Annotated in this window: 20 protein-coding genes; 11 read left to right on the forward strand and 9 right to left on the reverse strand. The window is 38.5% G+C overall.

The annotated features are described in order from the left end of the window. Window positions 1–146 precede the first annotated feature (146 nt). From H5120_RS13080 to H5120_RS13090, 3 genes are read right to left on the reverse strand one after another with little or no spacing between them, the layout of a single operon-like run. Window positions 147–2,168, reverse strand: coding sequence for a bifunctional diguanylate cyclase/phosphodiesterase (locus H5120_RS13080; protein ID WP_182674867.1), 2,022 nt, complete (start codon window positions 2,166–2,168; stop codon window positions 147–149). A gap of 4 nt (window positions 2,169–2,172) precedes the next feature. Then, on the reverse strand, window positions 2,173–2,700 hold the full coding sequence (locus H5120_RS13085; RefSeq protein ID WP_182674869.1) for a YfiR family protein: 528 nt from the start codon (window positions 2,698–2,700) through the stop codon (window positions 2,173–2,175). A 9-nt stretch (window positions 2,701–2,709) separates the two neighbouring features. Next, window positions 2,710–4,770 (reverse strand): TonB-dependent receptor domain-containing protein, encoded by a 2,061-nt coding sequence (locus H5120_RS13090; RefSeq protein WP_182674872.1) that lies wholly within the window; start codon window positions 4,768–4,770, stop codon window positions 2,710–2,712. A gap of 480 nt (window positions 4,771–5,250) precedes the next feature. On the opposite strand from H5120_RS13090, the gene H5120_RS13095 reads away from it, so the two are divergent. From H5120_RS13095 to H5120_RS13115, 5 genes are all read left to right on the forward strand, one after another. Next, the gene (locus tag H5120_RS13095; protein WP_182674875.1) at window positions 5,251–6,126 is read left to right on the forward strand and encodes a diguanylate cyclase domain-containing protein; all 876 of its coding nucleotides are present in this window, start codon (window positions 5,251–5,253) and stop codon (window positions 6,124–6,126) included. A 150-nt stretch (window positions 6,127–6,276) separates the two neighbouring features. Beyond that, entirely contained in the window at window positions 6,277–6,462 is a 186-nt protein-coding gene (locus H5120_RS13100; protein ID WP_182674877.1) for an epimerase, read from the forward strand. 108 nt (window positions 6,463–6,570) lie between these two features. Then, on the forward strand, window positions 6,571–7,587 hold the full coding sequence (locus H5120_RS13105) for a kelch repeat-containing protein (protein WP_182674880.1): 1,017 nt from the start codon (window positions 6,571–6,573) through the stop codon (window positions 7,585–7,587). Then, complete coding sequence (locus H5120_RS13110; RefSeq protein ID WP_182674883.1) at window positions 7,584–8,300, forward strand: Sir2 family NAD-dependent protein deacetylase; 717 nt, start codon at window positions 7,584–7,586, stop codon at window positions 8,298–8,300. The genes H5120_RS13105 and H5120_RS13110 overlap by 4 nt, the downstream gene beginning before the upstream one ends. A gap of 121 nt (window positions 8,301–8,421) precedes the next feature. After that, a complete protein-coding gene (locus H5120_RS13115) occupies window positions 8,422–9,219 on the forward strand; it encodes a response regulator (protein WP_182674884.1) in 798 nt (265 codons plus the stop codon). A gap of 64 nt (window positions 9,220–9,283) precedes the next feature. Here the strand turns inward: H5120_RS13115 and H5120_RS13120 are convergent, their stop codons facing one another. Continuing rightward, the gene (locus H5120_RS13120) at window positions 9,284–10,597 is read right to left on the reverse strand and encodes a M20/M25/M40 family metallo-hydrolase (RefSeq protein ID WP_182674887.1); all 1,314 of its coding nucleotides are present in this window, start codon (window positions 10,595–10,597) and stop codon (window positions 9,284–9,286) included. A 401-nt stretch (window positions 10,598–10,998) separates the two neighbouring features. On the opposite strand from H5120_RS13120, the gene H5120_RS13125 reads away from it, so the two are divergent. The 3 genes from H5120_RS13125 (at window position 10,999) to H5120_RS13135 (ending at window position 12,962) form a co-directional block, all read left to right on the forward strand. Beyond that, window positions 10,999–11,817, forward strand: coding sequence for a PIN domain-containing protein (locus tag H5120_RS13125; RefSeq protein WP_220487092.1), 819 nt, complete (start codon window positions 10,999–11,001; stop codon window positions 11,815–11,817). A 129-nt stretch (window positions 11,818–11,946) separates the two neighbouring features. Continuing rightward, a complete protein-coding gene (locus H5120_RS13130) occupies window positions 11,947–12,537 on the forward strand; it encodes a lysozyme inhibitor LprI family protein (protein ID WP_220487093.1) in 591 nt (196 codons plus the stop codon). 44 nt (window positions 12,538–12,581) lie between these two features. Continuing rightward, window positions 12,582–12,962: a VOC family protein gene (locus H5120_RS13135; RefSeq protein WP_182674889.1), complete on the forward strand. Its 381-nt coding sequence runs from the start codon at window positions 12,582–12,584 to the stop codon at window positions 12,960–12,962. 124 nt (window positions 12,963–13,086) lie between these two features. On the opposite strand, the gene H5120_RS13140 is transcribed toward H5120_RS13135, so the two are convergent. Continuing rightward, window positions 13,087–13,767 carry an SDR family oxidoreductase gene (locus H5120_RS13140; protein ID WP_182674890.1) on the reverse strand — a complete coding sequence of 227 codons (681 nt, stop codon included), beginning with the start codon at window positions 13,765–13,767 and terminating at the stop codon, window positions 13,087–13,089. 55 nt (window positions 13,768–13,822) lie between these two features. After that, a complete protein-coding gene (locus H5120_RS13145) occupies window positions 13,823–14,821 on the reverse strand; it encodes a DUF4382 domain-containing protein (protein ID WP_182674893.1) in 999 nt (332 codons plus the stop codon). Between the two features lie 226 nt (window positions 14,822–15,047). Between H5120_RS13145 and H5120_RS13150 the strand changes: the two genes are divergently transcribed. Further along, window positions 15,048–15,902, forward strand: coding sequence for a mechanosensitive ion channel family protein (locus H5120_RS13150; RefSeq protein WP_182674896.1), 855 nt, complete (start codon window positions 15,048–15,050; stop codon window positions 15,900–15,902). An 81-nt stretch (window positions 15,903–15,983) separates the two neighbouring features. On the opposite strand, the gene astB is transcribed toward H5120_RS13150, so the two are convergent. The 3 genes from astB to H5120_RS13165 all read right to left on the reverse strand — a co-directional run bounded on the left by astB (window position 15,984) and on the right by H5120_RS13165 (window position 19,553). Continuing rightward, complete coding sequence (gene astB / locus H5120_RS13155) at window positions 15,984–17,330, reverse strand: N-succinylarginine dihydrolase (RefSeq protein WP_004334492.1); 1,347 nt, start codon at window positions 17,328–17,330, stop codon at window positions 15,984–15,986. 636 nt (window positions 17,331–17,966) lie between these two features. Continuing rightward, window positions 17,967–19,073, reverse strand: a complete 1,107-nt coding sequence (locus H5120_RS13160; protein ID WP_182674899.1) for an L-dopachrome tautomerase-related protein — start codon at window positions 19,071–19,073, stop codon at window positions 17,967–17,969. Between the two features lie 45 nt (window positions 19,074–19,118). Beyond that, window positions 19,119–19,553 (reverse strand): MarR family winged helix-turn-helix transcriptional regulator, encoded by a 435-nt coding sequence (locus tag H5120_RS13165; protein ID WP_182674902.1) that lies wholly within the window; start codon window positions 19,551–19,553, stop codon window positions 19,119–19,121. Window positions 19,554–19,676: 123 nt separating this feature from the next. Between H5120_RS13165 and H5120_RS13170 the strand changes: the two genes are divergently transcribed. Continuing rightward, window positions 19,677–20,105 (forward strand): organic hydroperoxide resistance protein, encoded by a 429-nt coding sequence (locus H5120_RS13170; protein WP_149593264.1) that lies wholly within the window; start codon window positions 19,677–19,679, stop codon window positions 20,103–20,105. A gap of 175 nt (window positions 20,106–20,280) precedes the next feature. Beyond that, window positions 20,281–20,637, forward strand: coding sequence for a metalloregulator ArsR/SmtB family transcription factor (locus tag H5120_RS13175; protein WP_182674905.1), 357 nt, complete (start codon window positions 20,281–20,283; stop codon window positions 20,635–20,637). The last annotated feature ends 12 nt before the right edge of the window (window positions 20,638–20,649 follow it).

The raw sequence follows: 20,649 nt of genomic DNA on the forward strand, positions 1-20,649 counted from the left end.
GAAAAACGTGTTGATAGCTAGGCAAAAAATTTGCTATTTAGTTGTTCTCGGCAATTGCTCCTGCATTGCTCTACCTTCTGCATCCATGCAGTCGTAAATGAGAATTTTTTAACACAGGTAGCGACCCGTTTAGCCCCGCAAAATGATTAAGTATTATTGCGGATTGGTATTATATACTTTTCCATAAACTCTTGTTTAGTAATTGCCTTTGAAAAAATGTAGCCTTGAATATAATCACAAGCAAGCTGCTTTAATAGGTCATACTGTTTTTGTGTCTCAACTCCTTCAGCAACCACCATTACGTCTAGATTGTGAGCCATAGTGATAATAGCTTTCACGAGAGCAATACTATTATCGTTTGATTCTATATCGTTGATAAATGAGCGATCTATTTTTAAAATATCTATATCTAAGCGTTGTAAATACGCCAAAGAAGAATAACCAACACCAAAGTCGTCAATCGCAATATCTATATTAATAGTGCTTAAGCGTTTTAATTGTCGTTGTATTGACGAGTCGGGATCCATTAAAGTATTTTCAGTGACTTCAATTAAAATTGTGTTTGCAGGTAGTTGATACTTTTTACTTGCTACAATCCATTCATCCACCCAGCAACCAGCACGGTCAATTTCAAGAGGTGATGTATTCACACTGACTTGAATTGCCTTTTCACTTAAAACATTGAATTGGACGGTATCTTGAATTGCTTGAGATTTTACCCATTGGCCGATATCGTTTATTAATCCGTTTTTTTCAGCGACAGGTATAAATTCATTTGGCCCTATTAGGCCTCGTTCAGGGTGATTCCAACGAATTAGAGCTTCAGCTTTTGGTACTGATTTCCCGTCGATTGAAAATATAGGTTGGTAAAATAATTCAAATTGGTTTTTAACAATTGCAGTGCGTATCTCCTCTATTAGACGACGCTTTTCTGTGGCTTTTTCTTCTATAGCATAAGAGAAAAATTCATAGCGATTCCGCCCTTTATTTTTAGATAAATACATTGCTTGGTCAGCGCGTCTAACGAGCTCTTCTACTGTTAAACCATCAGCAGGGAAAAGTGTTAAACCTATGCTTGCAGTAACATAGACTGTCTCTTTTTTTACTTTAATGCTCTGCATTAAGCTGCTTTTTACAGCTTCGGCAATTTTTGATGCTTCATCCGGGCTATTTACACCCTCTAAAATTAATGTAAATTCGTCACCACCTAAACGTGCGACTGTATCTTTAGTCGTTATACAACTTTGCAGTCTTGTGGCTACTTGGTGTAAGAGTAAATCACCGTAGTCGTGACCTAGGCTGTCATTTACTTCTTTAAAGCCATCCAAATCTATGAATATAAGGGCGAACTTCATTCCCTTAATACTTACTAAGCTTTGTAGTTTTTCGTAAAAATAACGCCTGTTCGGTAAGTCGGTTAATCCATCTTGGTAGGCATATTGTTGCAACTGAATATTCGCATTTTCAAGTTCATTAGTACGCAGTCTAACTTGGTTTTCTAATGAATTTTCTCTTTGCTCAATGTTGTATAACATTGCATTAAAACAATAGGTTAATTGTCCTACTTCATCTTGTGATAGCTGTTTAGCGCGTAAGCTATAATCGTGTGATGTAGTTATTTTATTTGCTGTTTGAGCTAGATATAAAATAGGGTTTAAAAAGCGACGCCTTAATAAAAGAGATAAAATTAGGCTGATGGCAAAGGTGAATACCATCAAAATCATTATAAACTTAAAGTAAAAAGTAATTCTGTCTTGAATGTAGCTGTTGTTAGCGCGTATTTTTAATATACCGTAATCATGCATATCGAGCTGAAGGGGTGTACTTACTTCAATACTTTGCTCCATATCTTCATCTTCGGATTGCGCAATAACAAGTTCCTCACCAGTCATACTTGTTACCATTATACTAATAACATCTGATCGTATAAGTATTGGGTTTATAAGCTCTTGCACTGCATCTAAATCATCAAACATAAGTGCTGTAGTTATATTCGGTGAAAGCATTTTTGACAGAGAGCCCAAGCTTTCTATTTGTTCCTCTTTAGCGCTAGTGATTTCATAAGCACTAAATACAATGGTTACTGTCGCGGTTGATACAAGTGCAACACTCATTAAGATTAATAGTAATTTTTTGCTCATCGTATTTAATGCAAATAGTTTTTTCATTGCACTACCTATCTACAACGCGGGCAAGGCGTAGCACTTTTGAGCTCATAGTAATGCCTGCATCTTTAAGCTGTTTCGGAGCAATTTCAAAGCGAATTTTACCACTGGAAAGAAAAAACCTAATATGACCGCCATTTTCAATAAATGTGTCTGTTTCACCAATGAGCATAACGTTTTTCAGCTCTAAAGGTGTTACGTTTTGCCATTCGATAAATGTATCAGAGGTAATAAATAGCATGTTACACGCCGAGGTTGTTACTTCATCAAGAGTGATTAATTTATTGTATAGAGGTAAGTTTTTTATAGTGCGGCTTTTTAAAGCGTTGTTAGCCGCATCAATAAAGTATTTATCAGGGCTACAAATAATAAATTCATTAAGAGATTCTAAATGATAATCCCAGTGTCCAAAACGTGCAAAGTTATATAAGAAGCCTGCTTTTAGCATGTATTCTTTTTCAACAGCACAAACGCTGGCACTAAAAAGTGTCAACGTTATTAAGCTACTGTGAATAAAACTTCTTAATTTAATCATCTAATTAACTTAGAAATTTGCTGAAATTGTAAATGTAATACATTCATCAATATAGTTTGGTAATGTATAGGTTTCGCGCGTATTATTGTACTCAATATGTGAACCTGCAAAGAGGTTTCTACCCGAAATTGCAGTAGACCACACAGGTGTTGCTTGCCAATTCCAACTAACATCTAACGTTGTGTAATTATCAGTGTTATATGCATTTGAGTTTATTGCGCGCAATGTCGCAAACACATTATGGTTGGTTAAAAAAGAATAATCGGCTTTTGCAAATAACTGCCTGTTTTTAGAGTCATAGCCGATTGCGGGCTCTACTCGAGGAGGTAAATCGTAGTTATAATCGGTGTAACTATAACCAAACTCAGTATTGAGATTATCAACAGGTTGCCACGATACAACTAGGTCGAACCCTTTAGTGGTCGTGTCTGCTACAGATGCAAAGTCTAAATCTATGCGAGTCATTGTTAGTGCTTGAAATACTTCTGGGATTCTCCCTGCTAGAAATAATTCAAGTATAGGAGTGAATTGTTCAGCATGTGTATTCATATCAATAACCGCTACGTTATTAGCATCGGTATAATAAGTAGAAAGATCCAATGACCAATCGTTAGCAGTAAAACGGTAGCCTAATTCATAAGATAGATAGTTTTCTGATTTAACTTTGTCGTTACCATTTAGGTAGGTTGCAATTCGGTATTCGTCTATTTGTCCAAAGCCAGAGCTTAAACCGGTAAGATCTTTAATTTCTGTACCATTAACTTTAAAGTTGTCGTTAAATTCAATCAATGTTGGTGTACGTACACTTCGCGATATAGCACCCCAAGTAAGGTGGTTATCTACTGGTTTGTATATAAGTCTTGCTGACGGTTGATTTTCCCAGCCAGTTAAATCGTTATGATCAAGCTTAGTACCAATAATAAAATCGAGTGTATCAGGCGTCACATTGTATTGAGCTTGAACAAGTGCACCAAACTGTTTGAGGTTATCAAAGTTTTTATCGCTATCTAAAAATACACTTTCTGCGAAAGAGATAGAGTTATACCGGTAGTTTAATCCCCAATCTAGCTGTAGAGATTGGTATATGAAGTTCATTTGATAATCAATATCTATCGATTCAAAATCTTCTTTAATATAATCTTGAGAACCATTTTGTTTCAGCCAAGAAATTTGTAGCATTTGATTGGCATCGGGCGACACTCTGTTTTCAAGTCGCGCCATTATGCGTGAGTCTGTTCGCTTTAAATCATCTGAGAATGAAATATTTTCGTTGGTTTCATCTATAACACCTCGGTAGTTTTGACCAAGTGTTGAGTGAGTAACGTCCCCCTGAAGTAGCGCAGACCACTCATCATTAGGGGTAAAGTCAGCCCGAAAACCTAAGGAATTTTGTTTAGTTGTATCGTTAGGTGCGAGTAAGATCCCTTTTTTTGATTCATTCGCATCTTTTACATGACCATACACACGGTAGCTGCCTACGTTACTTATATCACCACCGTAACGAAGATTTGCATCAACATTTATTTGATTACCAGTTGTTACGTTTGCGTATCCACCGCGAGTATCAATACTGTTTTTAGTAATGATATTAATCACGCCATTATTTGCGTTACTACCCCAAAGTAATCCGCCTTGTCCGCGTATTACTTCAATGCGTTCAATGTCATACAAAGGAACGTTGAGTGTTTCCCAATAAACTGCAGCAAATTTTGGGGTATATAAGCTTTGTCCGTCAATCATAACCAATAGTTTGCTAGAAAATCGAGAAGCAATACCTCTTGATGAAATAGCCCATTGATTGTTATCGAGCTGACGTACAATTAAACCAGGCACCATTTTCAGTGCTTCAGGTACTGATGTAGCACCAGAATTAGTAATTTGTTTTTTACTTAATACATAAATAGATGAAGCGGTATCAAATGCTGATTGCGCTCTTTTCATCGCAGAAGTTGCTTGTACATCCATGCCCATTAAAGCATCAAGATCGAGGTCTTCATCTTCAAACGGCTCGGCCGTTAAGAGAGGGCAAACAAAAAGTAATGGCCAAAACAAACGTTGTGATATTTTCACCCAAAAGTCTCCTGCGCAATCAAAAAATCAAAAACAGTCATTGTTTTTGTAATGCATGTGATATCACACAATATTAACATACATTAACAGTGTAAGAGCATAAATGAGATTAAATCAAGGTAGCTAATTTTGTAGTAGTTAAAAGGTCTAATTTCGCCCAATTGAACTGTAAAAATATAGTTAAATGAACTTTATAAGTATATTTATTAAAGAGTCAGTAAAATGTAAATAACTGATAAATATATGTTTATATACAACTTAAAATTTAGTCTATTTCAGAATAACTTCAAAGTATTTACGGTTATTAAATATTTAATCTTAACTATTTCGTATCATGCTTCTCAAAGTAATATTAATTATATGGGCACAATTTATACCTAGCCCTGTGTTATCTACGATTGTGGTTTAATTATCTTTGCTTTTGTTAAAGCTATATAGAATACTTAAATTTGCTTGGTTTTGCTTTGAAGGCACCAAAGTATGATAAAAAATGAATTAATTAATGTAGAAGCAGTACTCGATTTAATGCTTGATGCCGTTTGTGTGGTAGATAAACAAGGCACATTTGTTTTTGTAAGCGCAGCATTTGAGCAAATTTTTGGTTATACGGCCGACGAAGTTGTAGGCAAAAAGATGATTAACTATGTTTACGAAGGTGATCATTACAAAACGCATAACGCCGTAACTTCGCTATTGTCTGGCGAAACGGTAAACCCTCGCTTCGAAAACCGCTGGATGAGAAAAGATGGTCAAATAGTCCATATATTATGGTCTGTTCGTTGGTCAGAGCAACATCAAGTAAGAATTGCAGTTGCGCACGATATAACTGAGCGAAAAGTAATGGAAGAGCAGCTCCATTACATGGCTCGGCACGATGTGTTAACTGGTTTGCCTAATCGCTCTTTATTGATGGAGCGATTTGAAAAAGTAATTATTAGTGCAACTACAAACAACACATTTTTTTCTTTACTGTTTATAGACATAAATGGCTTTAAAGCAGTAAACGACACCCACGGACACGAAACTGGCGATAAGCTTTTATGTGCTATAGCAAAAAGGCTCTCAGCGTCGGTTAGGCATTACGACACAGTAGGGCGTTTAGGCGGAGACGAATTTTTAATTATTTTAGATAATTTAAGTTCTAGTCACGAAACCGTCAGAATAAAAAATAAAGTCCTCACTGAGTTTAAAGCTGTCTTTAAGTTGGATGACGTACTACTAAATATTTCCCCCAGTATTGGCATTGCAAACTACCCAGAGCACGGCCAAACAGAGCACGAACTTATAAAATATGCTGATCAAGCTATGTACAAAAATAAACAACAAGGGTTAGATAACGTAACCTATTTACCTTAAAAAATCATGCTGAACTACCACTTTAGACAACTCATCATCACAACGCCCTTAACTACAATACATTACTTAGCGCCACATTTTTAATAGCGGTTTTCCAGTGCTGCGTTAAAAAATCTATAAATGCTCTTACAGCAGTTTGTAGGTAGTTCCTTGATAAATAAACTGCACAAGCTATGCCTGGTTGATAATGAAGGCAATTACCGTATAGGCAGTAATACATTTTTTACTAATGATGCAGGCGAAAGCAAGGTATCTGTCACTGATTATGCAAGCGCAATGGTTGATGAAGCGCAAAATGCAGCGTACGTAAATCAGCATATTAGTATTGCCTACTAATATAGTTACTAATCAAAAGCGTTTGATTATTTAGATATAACAATACTGGCTCACAAGGCTAAAATAATTTAATCTGAGCGTATTAATTCTTATTAAATTATTTGCCTTATGAGCCTTCTTTTTTCTCTTGCGTTAGCAAGCCTTCCCGCTTTACCTGAGCCTGTTGCAAATAATGCTGTGGCTAAAGTTATTGTTAAAAATCAGCCTTACTTTTTAAGCTTTATGGGGCTGGGGCGCGATAAACAATACTCGTCAGTGCATAATAAAGTGTGGGCGCTTAAAGTTGGCGATTCACAGTGGCAATCTAAAACTGGTGTGCCTTCAAGCTTGCCATTAAAAGGGCGCTTAGCAAGCACCGCAGCCGGTTTAGGCGAATACGCTTATGTGTTTGGCGGCTATACGGTAGCAGAGGATCATACTGAAGTTTCAAGCCCCGACGTATATAGGTACGACGTAATAAAAGATACCTACACTCATCTTGCGAGTATGCCAGTACCCGTAGACGATAGCGTCGCGCTGAGCTACAAAGCGCGTTACATTTATCTAATAAGCGGTTGGCATAACGACGGCAACGTAAACTTAGTACAAGTATACGACACGCAAAATAATACATGGCAACAAGCCTCGCCATTTTTAGGTGAGCCTGTATTTGGCCAAGCCGCTGCAATTAGCGATAATATCATTGTTATTTGTGATGGCGTTAAAACACAAGCTAATCCTGATTCGCGTCGCTCGTTTGCAGGTGTAGCACAGTGCTTAAAAGGCACAATAGATTCAACTAACCCACAAAAAATAGATTGGCGTACCTTGCCACATCCAACAGGCACTGCTCACTACCGAATGGCAGCCACCAGCTATAATGGCAATATTTATATGATGGCAGGCTCTAATAACCCATATAACTACAACGCAATAGGTTACGACGGCAAACCTGCACCAGCAAGTGACCATGTTTGGCGCTTTAGTGGTGATAAAAACGAATGGCAGATTTTATCCCCAGTTGAAGTAAAGAGCATGGATCATCGTGGTTTACTTGAGCACAGTGGGGTTTTATATCGAATTGGCGGCATTGATAACAGTCAGCAAGTTAGCGCTAACGTACTCGGTTACGAGGTTGAAAAGTGAACACTCTTTACATTACAGGAGCGGGAGTCAGCGCAGCCAGTGGTATTCCCACCTTTAGAGGGGAGGATGGTTATTGGACCATTGGCAGTAAAAATTATACGCCTATGGAAATGGCAACGCGCGCAATGTACCAAAATGCCCCAAAAGAGTTTTTAGCATGGTATTACCATCGCTTTGCAACGTATCGCAACCATGGCCCAAACGACGTACACCATTGGCTAAGTGACAAAAACCTAATTACTCAAAACATAGATGGGCTTGATGGCAAAGCGGGTAACAAAAATTACATAGCGATACACGGCAGGCTTGATCAAATGACCTTATTTCATGAGCAAGGTGAGCCTGTCATGCCACTTGCCACCCCGTGGGATAGCGTAGACGAAAGCCGCCTGCAAGAGTCTCTTTTTGAGCTATTTAATATTCAAAACCAAACGCCTGAGCTAAACCATTCATTTAAGCCCTTTGTTTTATTATTTGACGAATACTACACCGAGCTTTACAGAATAACACAAGCACAACAGCGTATGCTCAACGCCGATAAAATTGTATTTATGGGCACCTCGTTTAGCGTCAATATTACGCAAATGGCAATTGAAATAGCCCGAAATTACGACATTCCTGTTGAAGTGGTTGACCCTGAGCCTGTACATATTTTGCACGCTAACGTCACGTATAAAAAAATGAATGCGTTAGATTACATTCAATCTAATTAATAAGTGCTATATTTTAAAGAGATTGATAGTGTTTTCTTAAATATTACAATCTCTTTATATAATATTAACGAGTCAAAAATGTTATTATTATCCTGATTATAACAATACTAAAGAGATCTGAATGAGCGACTTAACTGCAATAGCAAACTTGTCCATTTTACTTGTAGAGCCTTCGGAGGTTCAGCAAAAAATAATAATAAAATCGCTTTTAGAAAGTGGTGTAAAACAAGTTGAAACTGCATCTACACAAACACAAGCGCTTAGCTTATTAGCAAGTTATCACCCTGATCTAGTTATAAGCTCTATGTATTTATCTGACGGGTCAGCCGACTCACTATTGCAAGAAATAAGATCAAACCCTATCACCGAGCATCAACCTTTTATGCTTATATCGAGCGAGCGTAATAAAAAATACCTTGAGCAATTACGCCAATCGGGTGTGCTGGCTATTTTGCCCAAGCCTTTTAGCGCAAAAGCCATTACCCGCGCACTCAAAGCAACCCTCGATATTATAAGCGAAGAAGAAGTAGAACTTGATCATTTTGACGTAACGTTGCTGCGAGTTTTAGTGGTAGACGACAGCCGCTTTGCGCGTAAACACATAATACGTGTACTTGCGGGGATGGGAATACCTTCACCAATAGAAGCTGAAAATGGTAAAGAAGCTATTGAGCACTTGAATAACCAACCGTTTGACTTAATAGTAACCGACTACAACATGCCAGAAATGGACGGGCGAGAACTAACAGAAACCGTTAGAAGCTCAAATAGTTACTCGCATATTCCTATTTTAATGGTGAGCTCAGAGGCAAACGAAACGCACCTAGCAAATATAGCTCAAGCGGGAGTTGATGCTATTTGTGATAAACCGTTTGAACCGGCCACAGTGCGAGAATTATTGTTTAAAATAATGTCTTAAAAGTAAGTACAAGCGTAGGTCGGTTATTATTTGGCCTACGCTCATCTTTAAAATACATTTACTATTACAGTTTTCCTAATCTATAAATGAGTAATGCCGTTTTTTTAATGTTTTTATCAAGGCTGGTTAAATCGGCTGTTTCGTTTTTAGTGTGCGCACCGCTGCCCATCAAGCCTAAACCATCAAGTGCCATATCAACATGATTTGCCGCAAACGAAATATCAGCCGCACCTGCATTGCGTGGATTGGCGGCTACTACTTTGTTGAAGCCTAAATCGTGGCTTGCGTCGCTGTATAATTCTAATAGCTTTTTATTGCCATCAGTTAATGCCATTGGCGGGTAACCGTCTTCAAAAATAAGTTCTGCTTTACTGCCATCTAAGTTTTTAGCCACAATTTGTAGCATAACCCTTTTAGCGCTTTCTACCTGCTTTGGCGAAAGTGCGCGTAAATCACCTGCAACATGCACGGTTTGTGCTATTACATTACTTTTACCAAACGCCGTTGCTGACGAATTAGCGCTGTCGTAATCGGCATTTGTACCGCCCACAATAAGCCCCGGGTTAAACGTTAAATTAGGTTGCGTGGCAAGTTGCTCTCTAAAATCATTTAAAATGCGTGATGCTTCGTAAATAGCGCCATAACCAACGCTTTCGCTAAATATTTGTGACGAATGCGCTGCATTTGCCGTTACGTTTAGCGTCCAGCCTGTATAACCACGGCGCGCCGCCATAGCTGTTTTTATATTGTTATCGCCATTTTCATAGCCAAGCGCTACGTCAGCCCAAATTGCTGCATCAACAATAGCTTGTTTAGATAAGCTAAGCGGGCGACCGCTGCTTTCTTCATCGCCAGTCAGCAATACTTTTATGCTTACATTTTCGAGTAAATTAAGGGCTTGTAAGCTTTTAAGTGCGGTAATTATTATCGTGTTACCGCCTTTCATATCAGCAACACCTGGGCCACTGGCAGTATCGGCATCAAGCTGTTTGTAAGTGGTAAAGTCATCGTGCTTGGCAAATACCGTATCTAGATGGCCGATCATCAGTATTTTTATTGCATCGGGATCATTACTCTCATGGGTTGCTAATACATGTCCTGCGCGGTTAAACGCACTGCCATCCAGCCATTCTACTTTAAAACCAATGGCTTTAAGCTGCTCACTTGTCAGCGCACCTACTTTTTTTACACCTTCAATATTAAGCGAACCGCTATTAATATTTACGGCTTGCTCTATTTCTTTAAGTGCTTGGGGAATGTTTTTATCGACCTGTTTTACTATTTCACGCTCGTTTTTATCAAGCGCCGCATGGCTTGTAAGCGACAGGGTACTCGTAATGGTAAAAATAAGTGCATGGCTAAATTTTAAAAATGACATAACAGCATAATAAGTGAGAAATAAGAATATTTAATATGAAGTAAAAATACAGAGTATTCAATAGAAGTAGATTGTGATTTTTAACTAATTTTATAAGCAATAACGAGTTACAGTTTTAGGGGTTATAGAGTGTACGCGTTATTGGTTTAAACACAGGTATTTAAAATATAACCTGTTAATTGATAATCAAGCTGTATAACTAAACAACGATTTGTCTGATATTACTGATCTACACCATTTTGGGGTTTTGCTACATTTAGAAAAGGTAAGGCGAAGCTAACTAACTGTTTACAGTTGTTTATTATATAGTTAGGATGAAACTATTATAAAATAGGGACATTTGCCGATTTGTAAAAAGAAAAATGTCGTAAACTAAATTGTTATGTTTGTAGGAGAGTTTAGTGCAACTGGATGCTTTGATTTTTGTAGATACAAATATTTTGCTAGATTTATATCGAATAAGGAAAAGCGATGTGAGCCTTGCATACCTCGACAGGTTAGAAGATTGCAAAGATCGCCTAATAATAGGCTCTCAGGTTGAAATGGAATTTAAGAAAAACAGACAAAAAGTAATTCTTGAAACATTAAAAGCTTATACCTCTCCTGATTGGGGGAAGCTTACCCCTCCAGCTTTATTAGCTGACTTCCAACCATCGAAGATGATTGAGAAACACAAAAAAGAAATATCTACACAACAAAAGAAAGTAAAAGCTAAGGTTGAAAAGATATTACAAAACCCATCTTCTAACGATCCGGTTTTTCAAAAATTAAATAGAATTTTTAAACGTAAATCTGATTACAATCTAGATCGAGAATCGGATGACCGCTTTAGAATTAGAAGGTTAGCTCGAAAAAGGTTTTCCCTTGGCTACCCTCCAAGAAAAGATGCAGATAATTCATTTGGTGATGCAATAAATTGGGAGTGGATTATTGAGTGTGCAAATCAAACAGATAAGGAAATTATCATAGTTACTAGGGATACTGATTACGGTGCAATTCATGGTGGAAAATCTTATTTAAATGACTGGCTTAAAAAAGAGTTTCAGGAACGGGTGAGTAAAAGGCGTAAAATAATTTTGACTGACAAGCTATCATTTGCACTTAAAGCCGTAGATGAAGTTGTAACAAAAGAAATGGAAGAGGCGGAAGAGCAAATCAAAGCAATTATAGCATCCTTAAATGAAAGCCTCGGATTAACTGGTTTTGAATGTGAAAATTAAAAATATAACAAGCGCATGAAATCTGACTCCGCAAACTTTCCGATTTTTTGCATAAAACAAAGGGCGTAAAAAATCGTCCAGCTTGCTCCGCAGGTCATGTGGCGTTAGGGCTAAACAAGAATCGAGCTTATGAATATAACTGAAAAATTTGGATTAGTGCTCCTTGGTGTTGTTATTAGTGTCATTGGATATTTGTTTAAACGCAAGATTGAGAGTAAGCCTCAACTTGAAACGTTAGATAAACAGAAGAAGCTTCTCGATATTCATAAGCAAATGAATGAGCAAGGAATAGATATTAATGGTTTAAAGCAGCTAGAAGCTATGATTACCGGAAAATCTGAAGCTATCCTAACAAAAAATCGGGCTCTTCAAGCCGAAGCTTCACCTCTAATCGAAGAGAACGAATCAGAAGATTTTACCCAGCTTGAATTGAACAACAGAGCGGCGAAACGACTGGAAGTTGCAAAAGAGAAAATGCAACGTGCCATTGCTGGAATAGATAGTCGAGTAGGTGATTTTGTGAGTCAATCTTTAATGAACAGCCAAACAGAATGGGAAAGCTACAGCATCAGTCAGGCAGAGGCTGCTTCAGCTAGTTATCAAGGCGGTAGCATTTACCCATTTATTTATGCTTCTGAACTTGAGTCATTAACTAACGAGCGTACAGCGAGACTTCAGGCGGAATTAGATGAACTTATTGGGCGATGCAACTATAGTTGAACGGTGGAGTGCCCTAACTGAATATTAGGGGCAAAGGAACTTAAATGAACTTAAATCAAATTACATTACCCGTTAAAGACATGGAAATTTCGACTAAAGTTTATCGCGACTTAGGTTTTACTCAAATTGTAGATACCCCACATTATGCTCGCTTTGAATGCCCAGATGGAGATTCAACTTTCTCATTGTCTTTAGATCGAGGTGAGTTTGATTGTGGCACGGTAATATATTTTGAACATGAACAATTAGATGAACTGGTTGAGGCTTTAAAAGTTAAAGGTTTTGTATTTATACAAGAACCTACAGACCAGAGTTATTTATGGCGAGAGGCCGTACTGCATGATCCGTCAGATCATAAAATTAAGCTTTATTGGGCTGGTGAAAATAGGATTAATCCACCTTGGCGTGTAGAAGTACGCAGCTAATCTGATCTTTAATTATGCAGTGTTCAACTTTACGCTATTAAAATCTAACCACAAAATACAAGCAACCATCAGGTTTAACGCCATTAGCATTAAACCCGACAGCCAAAAATCTACCAAGCTACATTTAGTTAGTTGGCATTAAATAAATCTCGCGCACGCTGTTGCGCTGGTTTGCTTCAATAGCAAACAGTACGGCGTCGGCTACATCTTGCGGGTCGAGTTTGTCGGGTTTAGCTTCATCAAAAAACGGGGTGTTTACCATGCCTGGTGCGATAGTAGTGCAGCGTCCGTTCCACTCACTCATTTCCTCAGCTAAGTTTTGTCCAAAGCCATAAGCAAACCATTTAGTTGCACCGTAAATAGAGCCGCCAATTGGCTTACGGCCCGCGGCAGAGCTGGTTAATATAAAGTGACCTTTGTTTTGGCGTAAATGCGGCAGTGTTAATTTTGCAGTCCACAGTAGGGCTTTAATGTTTATGTCAATCATGGTTGACCACTCATCCGGATCACCTTTTTCGGTGCCAGCGGTTGAAACACCCATACCCGCGTTAGCAAAGGCTACATCTAATCGGCCAAACTTTTCAATGCCTTTGGCAACTACGTTTTCAAGCGCGGTAAAGTCGGTTGCATCTGCGGCTACGCTCATTGCGTTATCTGATCCTAGCTCGGCAACAAGTTGGTTAAGTTGCTCTTCTCTACGGGCGGTTAATATAACTTTATGACCGTTGTTTACTAAGGTTTTTGCCGTTGCTTCACCAATGCCACTAGAAGCGCCGGTTATGAGTACTATTTTCTCTTTTGCCATGGTTTTTTCCTTATTAACAAATGAATAAAGGCGCAGCTCAATGTGCGCCATGCAGTTATTGGGCTATGTCAAAATTGACTGATAAATCGTCAGCTTGCGTTAGGCTAATTTGTTTTAGTTGATAAATATTAAAATCAGCATCTATTTGCTCTGCATCGTCTATGTGTGCGCTACACGTATAAGCAAGTTGATAGTCGCCTGGTGTTATGAATGCGAGTTCAAATTCGTATTCATTATCGTCTGCATCAAATACAACATTGGCAATAGCTAACGGAGCGTTATCAGGCGTTTGGTCATCTATTTCATGAATATCTGTTGGGGTTTGTGCCTGCGCAGAGTAAAGGTAAACAGCATGGCCAAATGATGAATCATCAGCGGCAAGAGCAATGTTGTCAGTCTCGCAATTGTTTATAAGTGTTTGGCTTACAGTGCCTTCAATATCTTGTGATTCAGAAAGGTTTTGTAAACGCACACCGCGAGGTTTTAAAAAGACTTCGTTATTATTTTGTGGATCAACTAACGATTTTTTTAAATCAAACTCTAATACAAACTCGTTGTCGGTTTGATTGAGTGTAAAGCCATCTAGCTGTATTTCACCCACACCATCATTACCTTTTCTTTTTACGATAAGCGGTGCAATGCTGCCGTCTTCATAAACTACGTGAGATGTTAAGCTAAGGTTGTTTGTGTCGCCGTTTATTACTTGTGCGCGGATCCACGAATAATCACCTGCAGGTACTTCTTGATCGTCAAGTAATTGAAAAATATCGTCGCCCGTATAGTCTAGTAAGTTGACCATTTGCGCTAAGGTGGCATCGTTTTTAGAGCGAGTTTCAAAGCTAACTTCTTCACCTTCTTGGGCTTTAATTGTTATTGAATCAAATACAACGTTAACCTGTTTTAAACCAGTAACTGGAGCGTCGGAAATTCCTAAGCTAAAAGTGGTTTTATCACTTGTTTGCGGTGGGGTTGTTTCAGCATCGTCATTTGATGAGCCGCAGCCTGCTAAGGCAAAAATAATAGCGCTACTTAATATTGTTGATTTAAAGTTCATGGTTGTTTCCTCTTATTTGATTTGTTAAGTGTATGTATTTAACCCTTAACCTAAATTGAATTAAAAATATAAGAAGTTATAACTTTTAACATGCTGTTTTAAAACGTTTTTAATTTCATCGATTTAATCTTTTTTTACTATATACTCGCGCCACTTCTTTTGAAGTCGGTTTTATTAGATCTAACCATTATTTTGCTGAGTGTCAGCAATATTTATCGGAACAAACATGAAAGATAAACTTTTAGCGTTTTGGCAAAGCCATTCAGAAACAATCATCACTTTAGGGTACAAAGTGATTTTAGCGTTAGTGATTTTAATTGCGAGTGCCTTAATTGCACGCTCGGTTAAAAAAGCGATTAAAAACTCTAAATCGCCATTAAAAAAAGTGGATAGTACGCTGCTTCCTCTTTTATCGAGTATTGCTGGTTATTTAGTTTATATAATTGGCGGGCTATTTATTTTAGATATTTTTGGCGTTAATACGGCAAGCTTAATTGCACTAATGGGTGCTGCTGGTTTAGCGATTGGTTTAGCCCTTAAAAATACGCTGAGCAATATTGCTGCGGGTATTATGCTGCTAATACTCAGACCTTTTAAAATAGGCGATTTTGTTGATGCCAGTGGCACACTAGGTACTGTGAGTGAAATAAACCTGTTTACCACTATTTTTAAAACCACCGACGGCCTTTATATAGCATCGCCTAACGGCAAAGTGTGGGGTGGGAATATTAAAAACTTTACCCGTAATGGCAAAAGACGAATGGACATAGTGGTGGGTATTTCGTATGCCGACTCTATTGATGTTGGCTTAAATGTACTTAAAGAATTAGCCGCATCAGAGAGCCGATTACTCGCAGAGCCTGCACCTAAAGTAATGGTAACTTCAATTGGCGAAAGCGCAGTGAACATTCAATTACGTGCGTGGGCTGTTAATGGTGATTATTGGCAAACTGTGTGGGATTTAAATAAACGTGTTAAAGAAGCAATTGAAGACGCTGGGCTGAGTATTCCGTTTCCGCAGCGTACACTGCATATATCTGAGTCTATGGCATCGGCCATAACTGTTAACAAAGATGCTTAAGTATGTATTAACATAAACATAAATAAAAATAGCGAGCCTTGGCTCGCTATTTTTATATTAGCCTTTGTGTAGGCTGAGGTATTAACCTTCTAATTGAAAGTCGTACACTGAACCTAAATTTAGTAGCTGCGTTAGCTCATCAAGTGCTTGGTAGCTTTCAGTCAATAGGGCTGAGTCTGCAAAGTCACTTGCGCCTAATTTGTCGCGGTAGTTACGTTTTGCCCAGTCACACAGTTGTGTGTATTTAGTATCAGTTAAAATAACCTCTGGGTTTACTGCAGCAAGTTCTTGCTCGTTAAGGGCTACACGTAAACGCAAGCAAGCTGGGCCGCCGCCATTTTGCATACTTTGGCGTAAATCAAAAAACTGTACTTGGTTTACTGGGTTATCAGCCATGATCATTTCTTCAATGTAGGCGTTAACCGCGCTGTTGCGTTTACACTCTTGTGGTGCCACTAATAGCATTGAACCATCTTCAAGGCTCACTAGCTGGCTATTAAATAAGTAACTACTTACAGCGTCGGTAATGCTTACTTTATCGGTAGGTACTTCAATAATGTAAAATTCTTTATTGCCCACATATGCTTCGCGAATATCTTGAAGTGCCAAAGCTTGGTTTAAAAATGCTTGCTGGTGGCACAGTAATACGTTGGCGTTACCTACTGCAATTACATCGTTATGAAACACACCTTGATCTATTACGTCTGGATTTTGCTGTAGTAAAATTTGGCTTGAATCTTTTAAGTTATGTAAACGGCAAATTGCTTCTGAGGCTTCTAGTGTTTGCCTTGCAGGAAATTTTGCTGGTTTTGGTAATTGGCTGTTAAACGCGCTGGCACCAAATACAAACATTTCAAGGCCTTGCTCGCCGTGGCTGTCACAAAAACGAGTATGGTTCGCTGCGCCTTCGTCGCCAAAAAAGCCTTGGTCTGGCAAATGGGTATGGTGCGCAAAGTATTTGTCGTTGTTAAACATCGCTTTTAATAAGCGTGTAGTGGTTGCAGGCTCTAATGAACGATGAAACTTATTATTTAAATTAGCTGAAGTAAAATGTACTTTGCCGTCGGTTGTATCTGGAGATGGCGATACCGTAGCTGCATTTGCTGTCCACATTGCAGACGCTGAATAACACGCGCGTAATAAAATAGGATCTGCTTTAAATGCTTTGTGAATTACTTGTGCATCATTACCGGTAAAGCCTAAGCGGCGCAGTACGTTTAAGTCGGGGCGCGCATGAGGGGCAAATACACCTTGAGTTAGGCCTTTGTCGTGCATGGCTTTCATTTTTTCAAGGCCTTGAAGCACAGCCTCTTGAGGATTTGAAAAGCTTGCTGCGTTATTTAACGAGGCAACATTACCATACGATAAACCAGCGTAGTTGTGAGTAGGACCAACTAAGCCATCAAAATTAACTTCCAAAGCGTGCATACACGTTCCAACTAAAAATTTTCAATAGGATGCAACAATACAACGCAATAGGGCTGCTTGCAAAGTTATAAACGCAGTGTTTTTACTAATTTTTTCGAGGTTTTTAAATATGGAGTTTATTACAAGGGAGTTGTTTTTATATTGAATGATTAATTTGAAGTTTAATTAAAATGTACACATAAATTTCATAGTGTGCAAAAGCTTAGCCTAAAGTAGGTTTATACATTTAAGCTTTATGCCAAGCCTTTACACAATACGATGCTACTTAACATAGGCGCGTTCTTTATCAGCGGTAGTGCGGGTATTTGTTGGATCATTAACTTGCCAAACGCTAATGTCTAAACGCCATAAAAGGTAAAGGGTATGGTATAAGTTGAACATGGTTTTTCCTTGGTATTTTCACTGAACACATCAGTTTATTGGAAGAAGTATGCCAACATTAACTTGAATATTTTATGAATAGAAATCAGGTATTTAGTATTTAAGTGTAAATACGTACTAAAGCATTAGCACCAAAGCGGTGAAGTATTACTAAAATATGCACCAACGTGGTGTGTTTTTAACAAAAAGCCCTGCAACTATTGGGTCACTTAAATGTGCAAGGCTTTTTAAAAATGTAGTCGCTTAAAAAGTAAATTAGCGGCCTACTTTTCCTTTTACTAAAGGTTCAAACGACATTACTTTAAACTTACCGTGACTTTGATTTTTGCCATTATTAAGTACAGGCGAATTATGTAAATCGTCAACGGTAAAGTATATTTTATGATCGGCTCCGTAACTAAAACCATCAGGCCAGCTAAGACGATCGTCTTTAAATAATACTTCGTAGTTGCCAGTGGGTTTAACTACGCCAATTGCGCCATTAGTTATGTCGGTTACATATACGTTACCGCCGCCATCAACAATAATACCGTCTGAAATTGGCTTAGTGCCGTAACGCGTAACTTTGTCTTCAAGTGCTTTACCCGAAAGGCTATCGTTATTTATATCGCTGGTGGCAATGCGGTAAACCGACGTGCCCGACATTGAGCCAAAGTAAAGCCAGTCTTCGTTAGGGTCAAGCGTAATAGGGTTAACACCTAAGCGGGCTGGTTGTCCGCCAAGGCTCATTGTGCGCCCATCAATAACCATATCGATATTTTCGGCGGTGGTGTAATGGCTATTTTGTAACACTCTGCGTGCGACACCTGTTTTAAGGTTTACCGTGATAATAGCGGCTTGGCTGCCTTGGGCTGTGTCGGCAATGTATACAACGCCATGTTTATTATCGATGACTAAATCGTTTAAAAACGAGGTGTCGGTAATGGTCGGTTTAGCCAGATAAATAATTTTATGTAGTTGCTCTTTGTTTGTATCCCAGCCTACTAAGCGCCCAGCGTGATCGGGCCCTGAAGTGTCTAGCATCCATAATACACCATCGCTTGATACGTTTATGCCAAGTACGTCGTAAAAACCTTTACCGTTATTGTACGCGTATGCCCACTCTTCATTAGGGTAGGGCTTAGTTGTACCATCGCTTAAAAGCTCCATAATTTTTTGCTTTTGGCCAAAAAAGCCATGCACAGATAAAAACTTTCTGCCTGATGGGGTAATAGCAATGTTGCCCGGTGGGTGCTGCGCATCAAATGTGGCTACTGTTTTTAAATCAGCATTTTGGCCAGCGGTGTTAGCAGATACAGCGTTGCTACCTAAAAGTGCCGTGCTACACGCCGCTGCTAATAGTAATTTTTTAATATGAGTCATTTTTAAAACCTTTTAAAACACGTTTATTGTTTAAAAATTAAGAGCCTAATCGGCTAAGTCGTTTACTACTAAATCGAGCAGCTGCATCAACTGTTTCGCTTGTGTTGCATCTACACTATCAAATTTACATAAAATATTTTTAGGAATATCGGCTGCTTTTAACTTAAGTGATTGGCCATGCTGGGTTAGCTGAACTAGGCGTTTGCGTTTGTCGTGCTCATCTTTAATAACAGCCAGTAATGATTTGTCGCTCATTTTTTTGAGTATTTGGGTCATTGCACCGCCATCTATCGCGGTTTTATCTATTAGCTCTGCAATTGTTATTTCGTCTTGCTCCCACAGCGCCATCATTACTACGTATTGCGGATAAGTTAAATTTAGCTTGTTTAAAGGCTCGCGATACGCACGCGCAATGCTGTTAGATGCCATGTATAACCGATGGCATAACTGATTTTTTAACTTTAATTGCTCAAACGGCATAACGTTATCCTTTATTTCGATACATGGTATTTTAATTTGCATGCAAAGTATTTGCAATCTCTAATTACTTGTTCTATTATTTTGCATGCAAACTAAATTAATTACTAAACTTTGGAGTTCATTATGAATGTATTACAAAACGTAGCTTATACAGCAAAAGCAACTGCAACTGGCGGCCGCGAAGGCGTAGCTAAATCTGATGATGGTCGTTTAGATGTAAAGCTATCAACACCTAAAGGTTTAGGCGGAGACGACGGTCAAGGTACTAACCCTGAGCAATTATTTGCCGCAGGTTATGCCGCGTGTTTTATTGGCGCACTAAAATTTGTAGCAGGTAGTGAAAAAATAGACTTACCAAGCGACACACATATTGACTCACAAGTATCTATTGGCGCGATTGAAGGCGGTTTTGGTATTGCAGTAAAACTTGCTGTATCACTAGGTGATATGGATAAAGCTGCAGCGCAGGAGCTTGTAGATAAAGCGCACCAAGTATGTCCATATTCAAACGCAACACGTGGCAATATTGAAGTAGAGCTTTCAGTTATTTAATTAATTGCTAAGTTAACTAATACTGTAATAGCCCAGTGGTTTTGCTACTGGGCTTTTTTGTGCGTGGAGTTTAATAAAAAAAGCCGTTAAATAAATATACAAAAAATCATATATTCACTATTTCATATGTTCTGTTTTTGTTTTATTGTATGTGCAATAAAACTGCGAGGACAATATGGAACAATTCAACCCACTTCAATTTTATAAATGCCTAGCGGACGATACGCGTTTAAAAGCAATGCTGCTCATTAGCGACCAAGAAGAGCTATGTGTATGCGAACTGGTTACTGCACTTGAGCTAAGCCAGCCTAAAGTGTCTCGCCATTTAGCGCAGTTAAGACAATGCGGATTGTTGAGCGACCGTAAACAAAATCAATGGGTTTATTACAGTATTAATAAAGCCCTGCCAGAGTGGGCTAAAAATGTATTAACACAAACGCTTACTGCTAACCCTTCATTTTATGAAAACGATTTAACGCGCTTAAATGTTATGGGTAATCGCCCTGAACGTATTACTAGCTGCTGTAACTAACTTATTAAAGGT

The sequence above is a fragment of the Pseudoalteromonas sp. SR43-2 genome, from assembly GCF_014163885.1.
In the GTDB taxonomy this organism is placed as follows: domain Bacteria; phylum Pseudomonadota; class Gammaproteobacteria; order Enterobacterales; family Alteromonadaceae; genus Pseudoalteromonas; species Pseudoalteromonas distincta.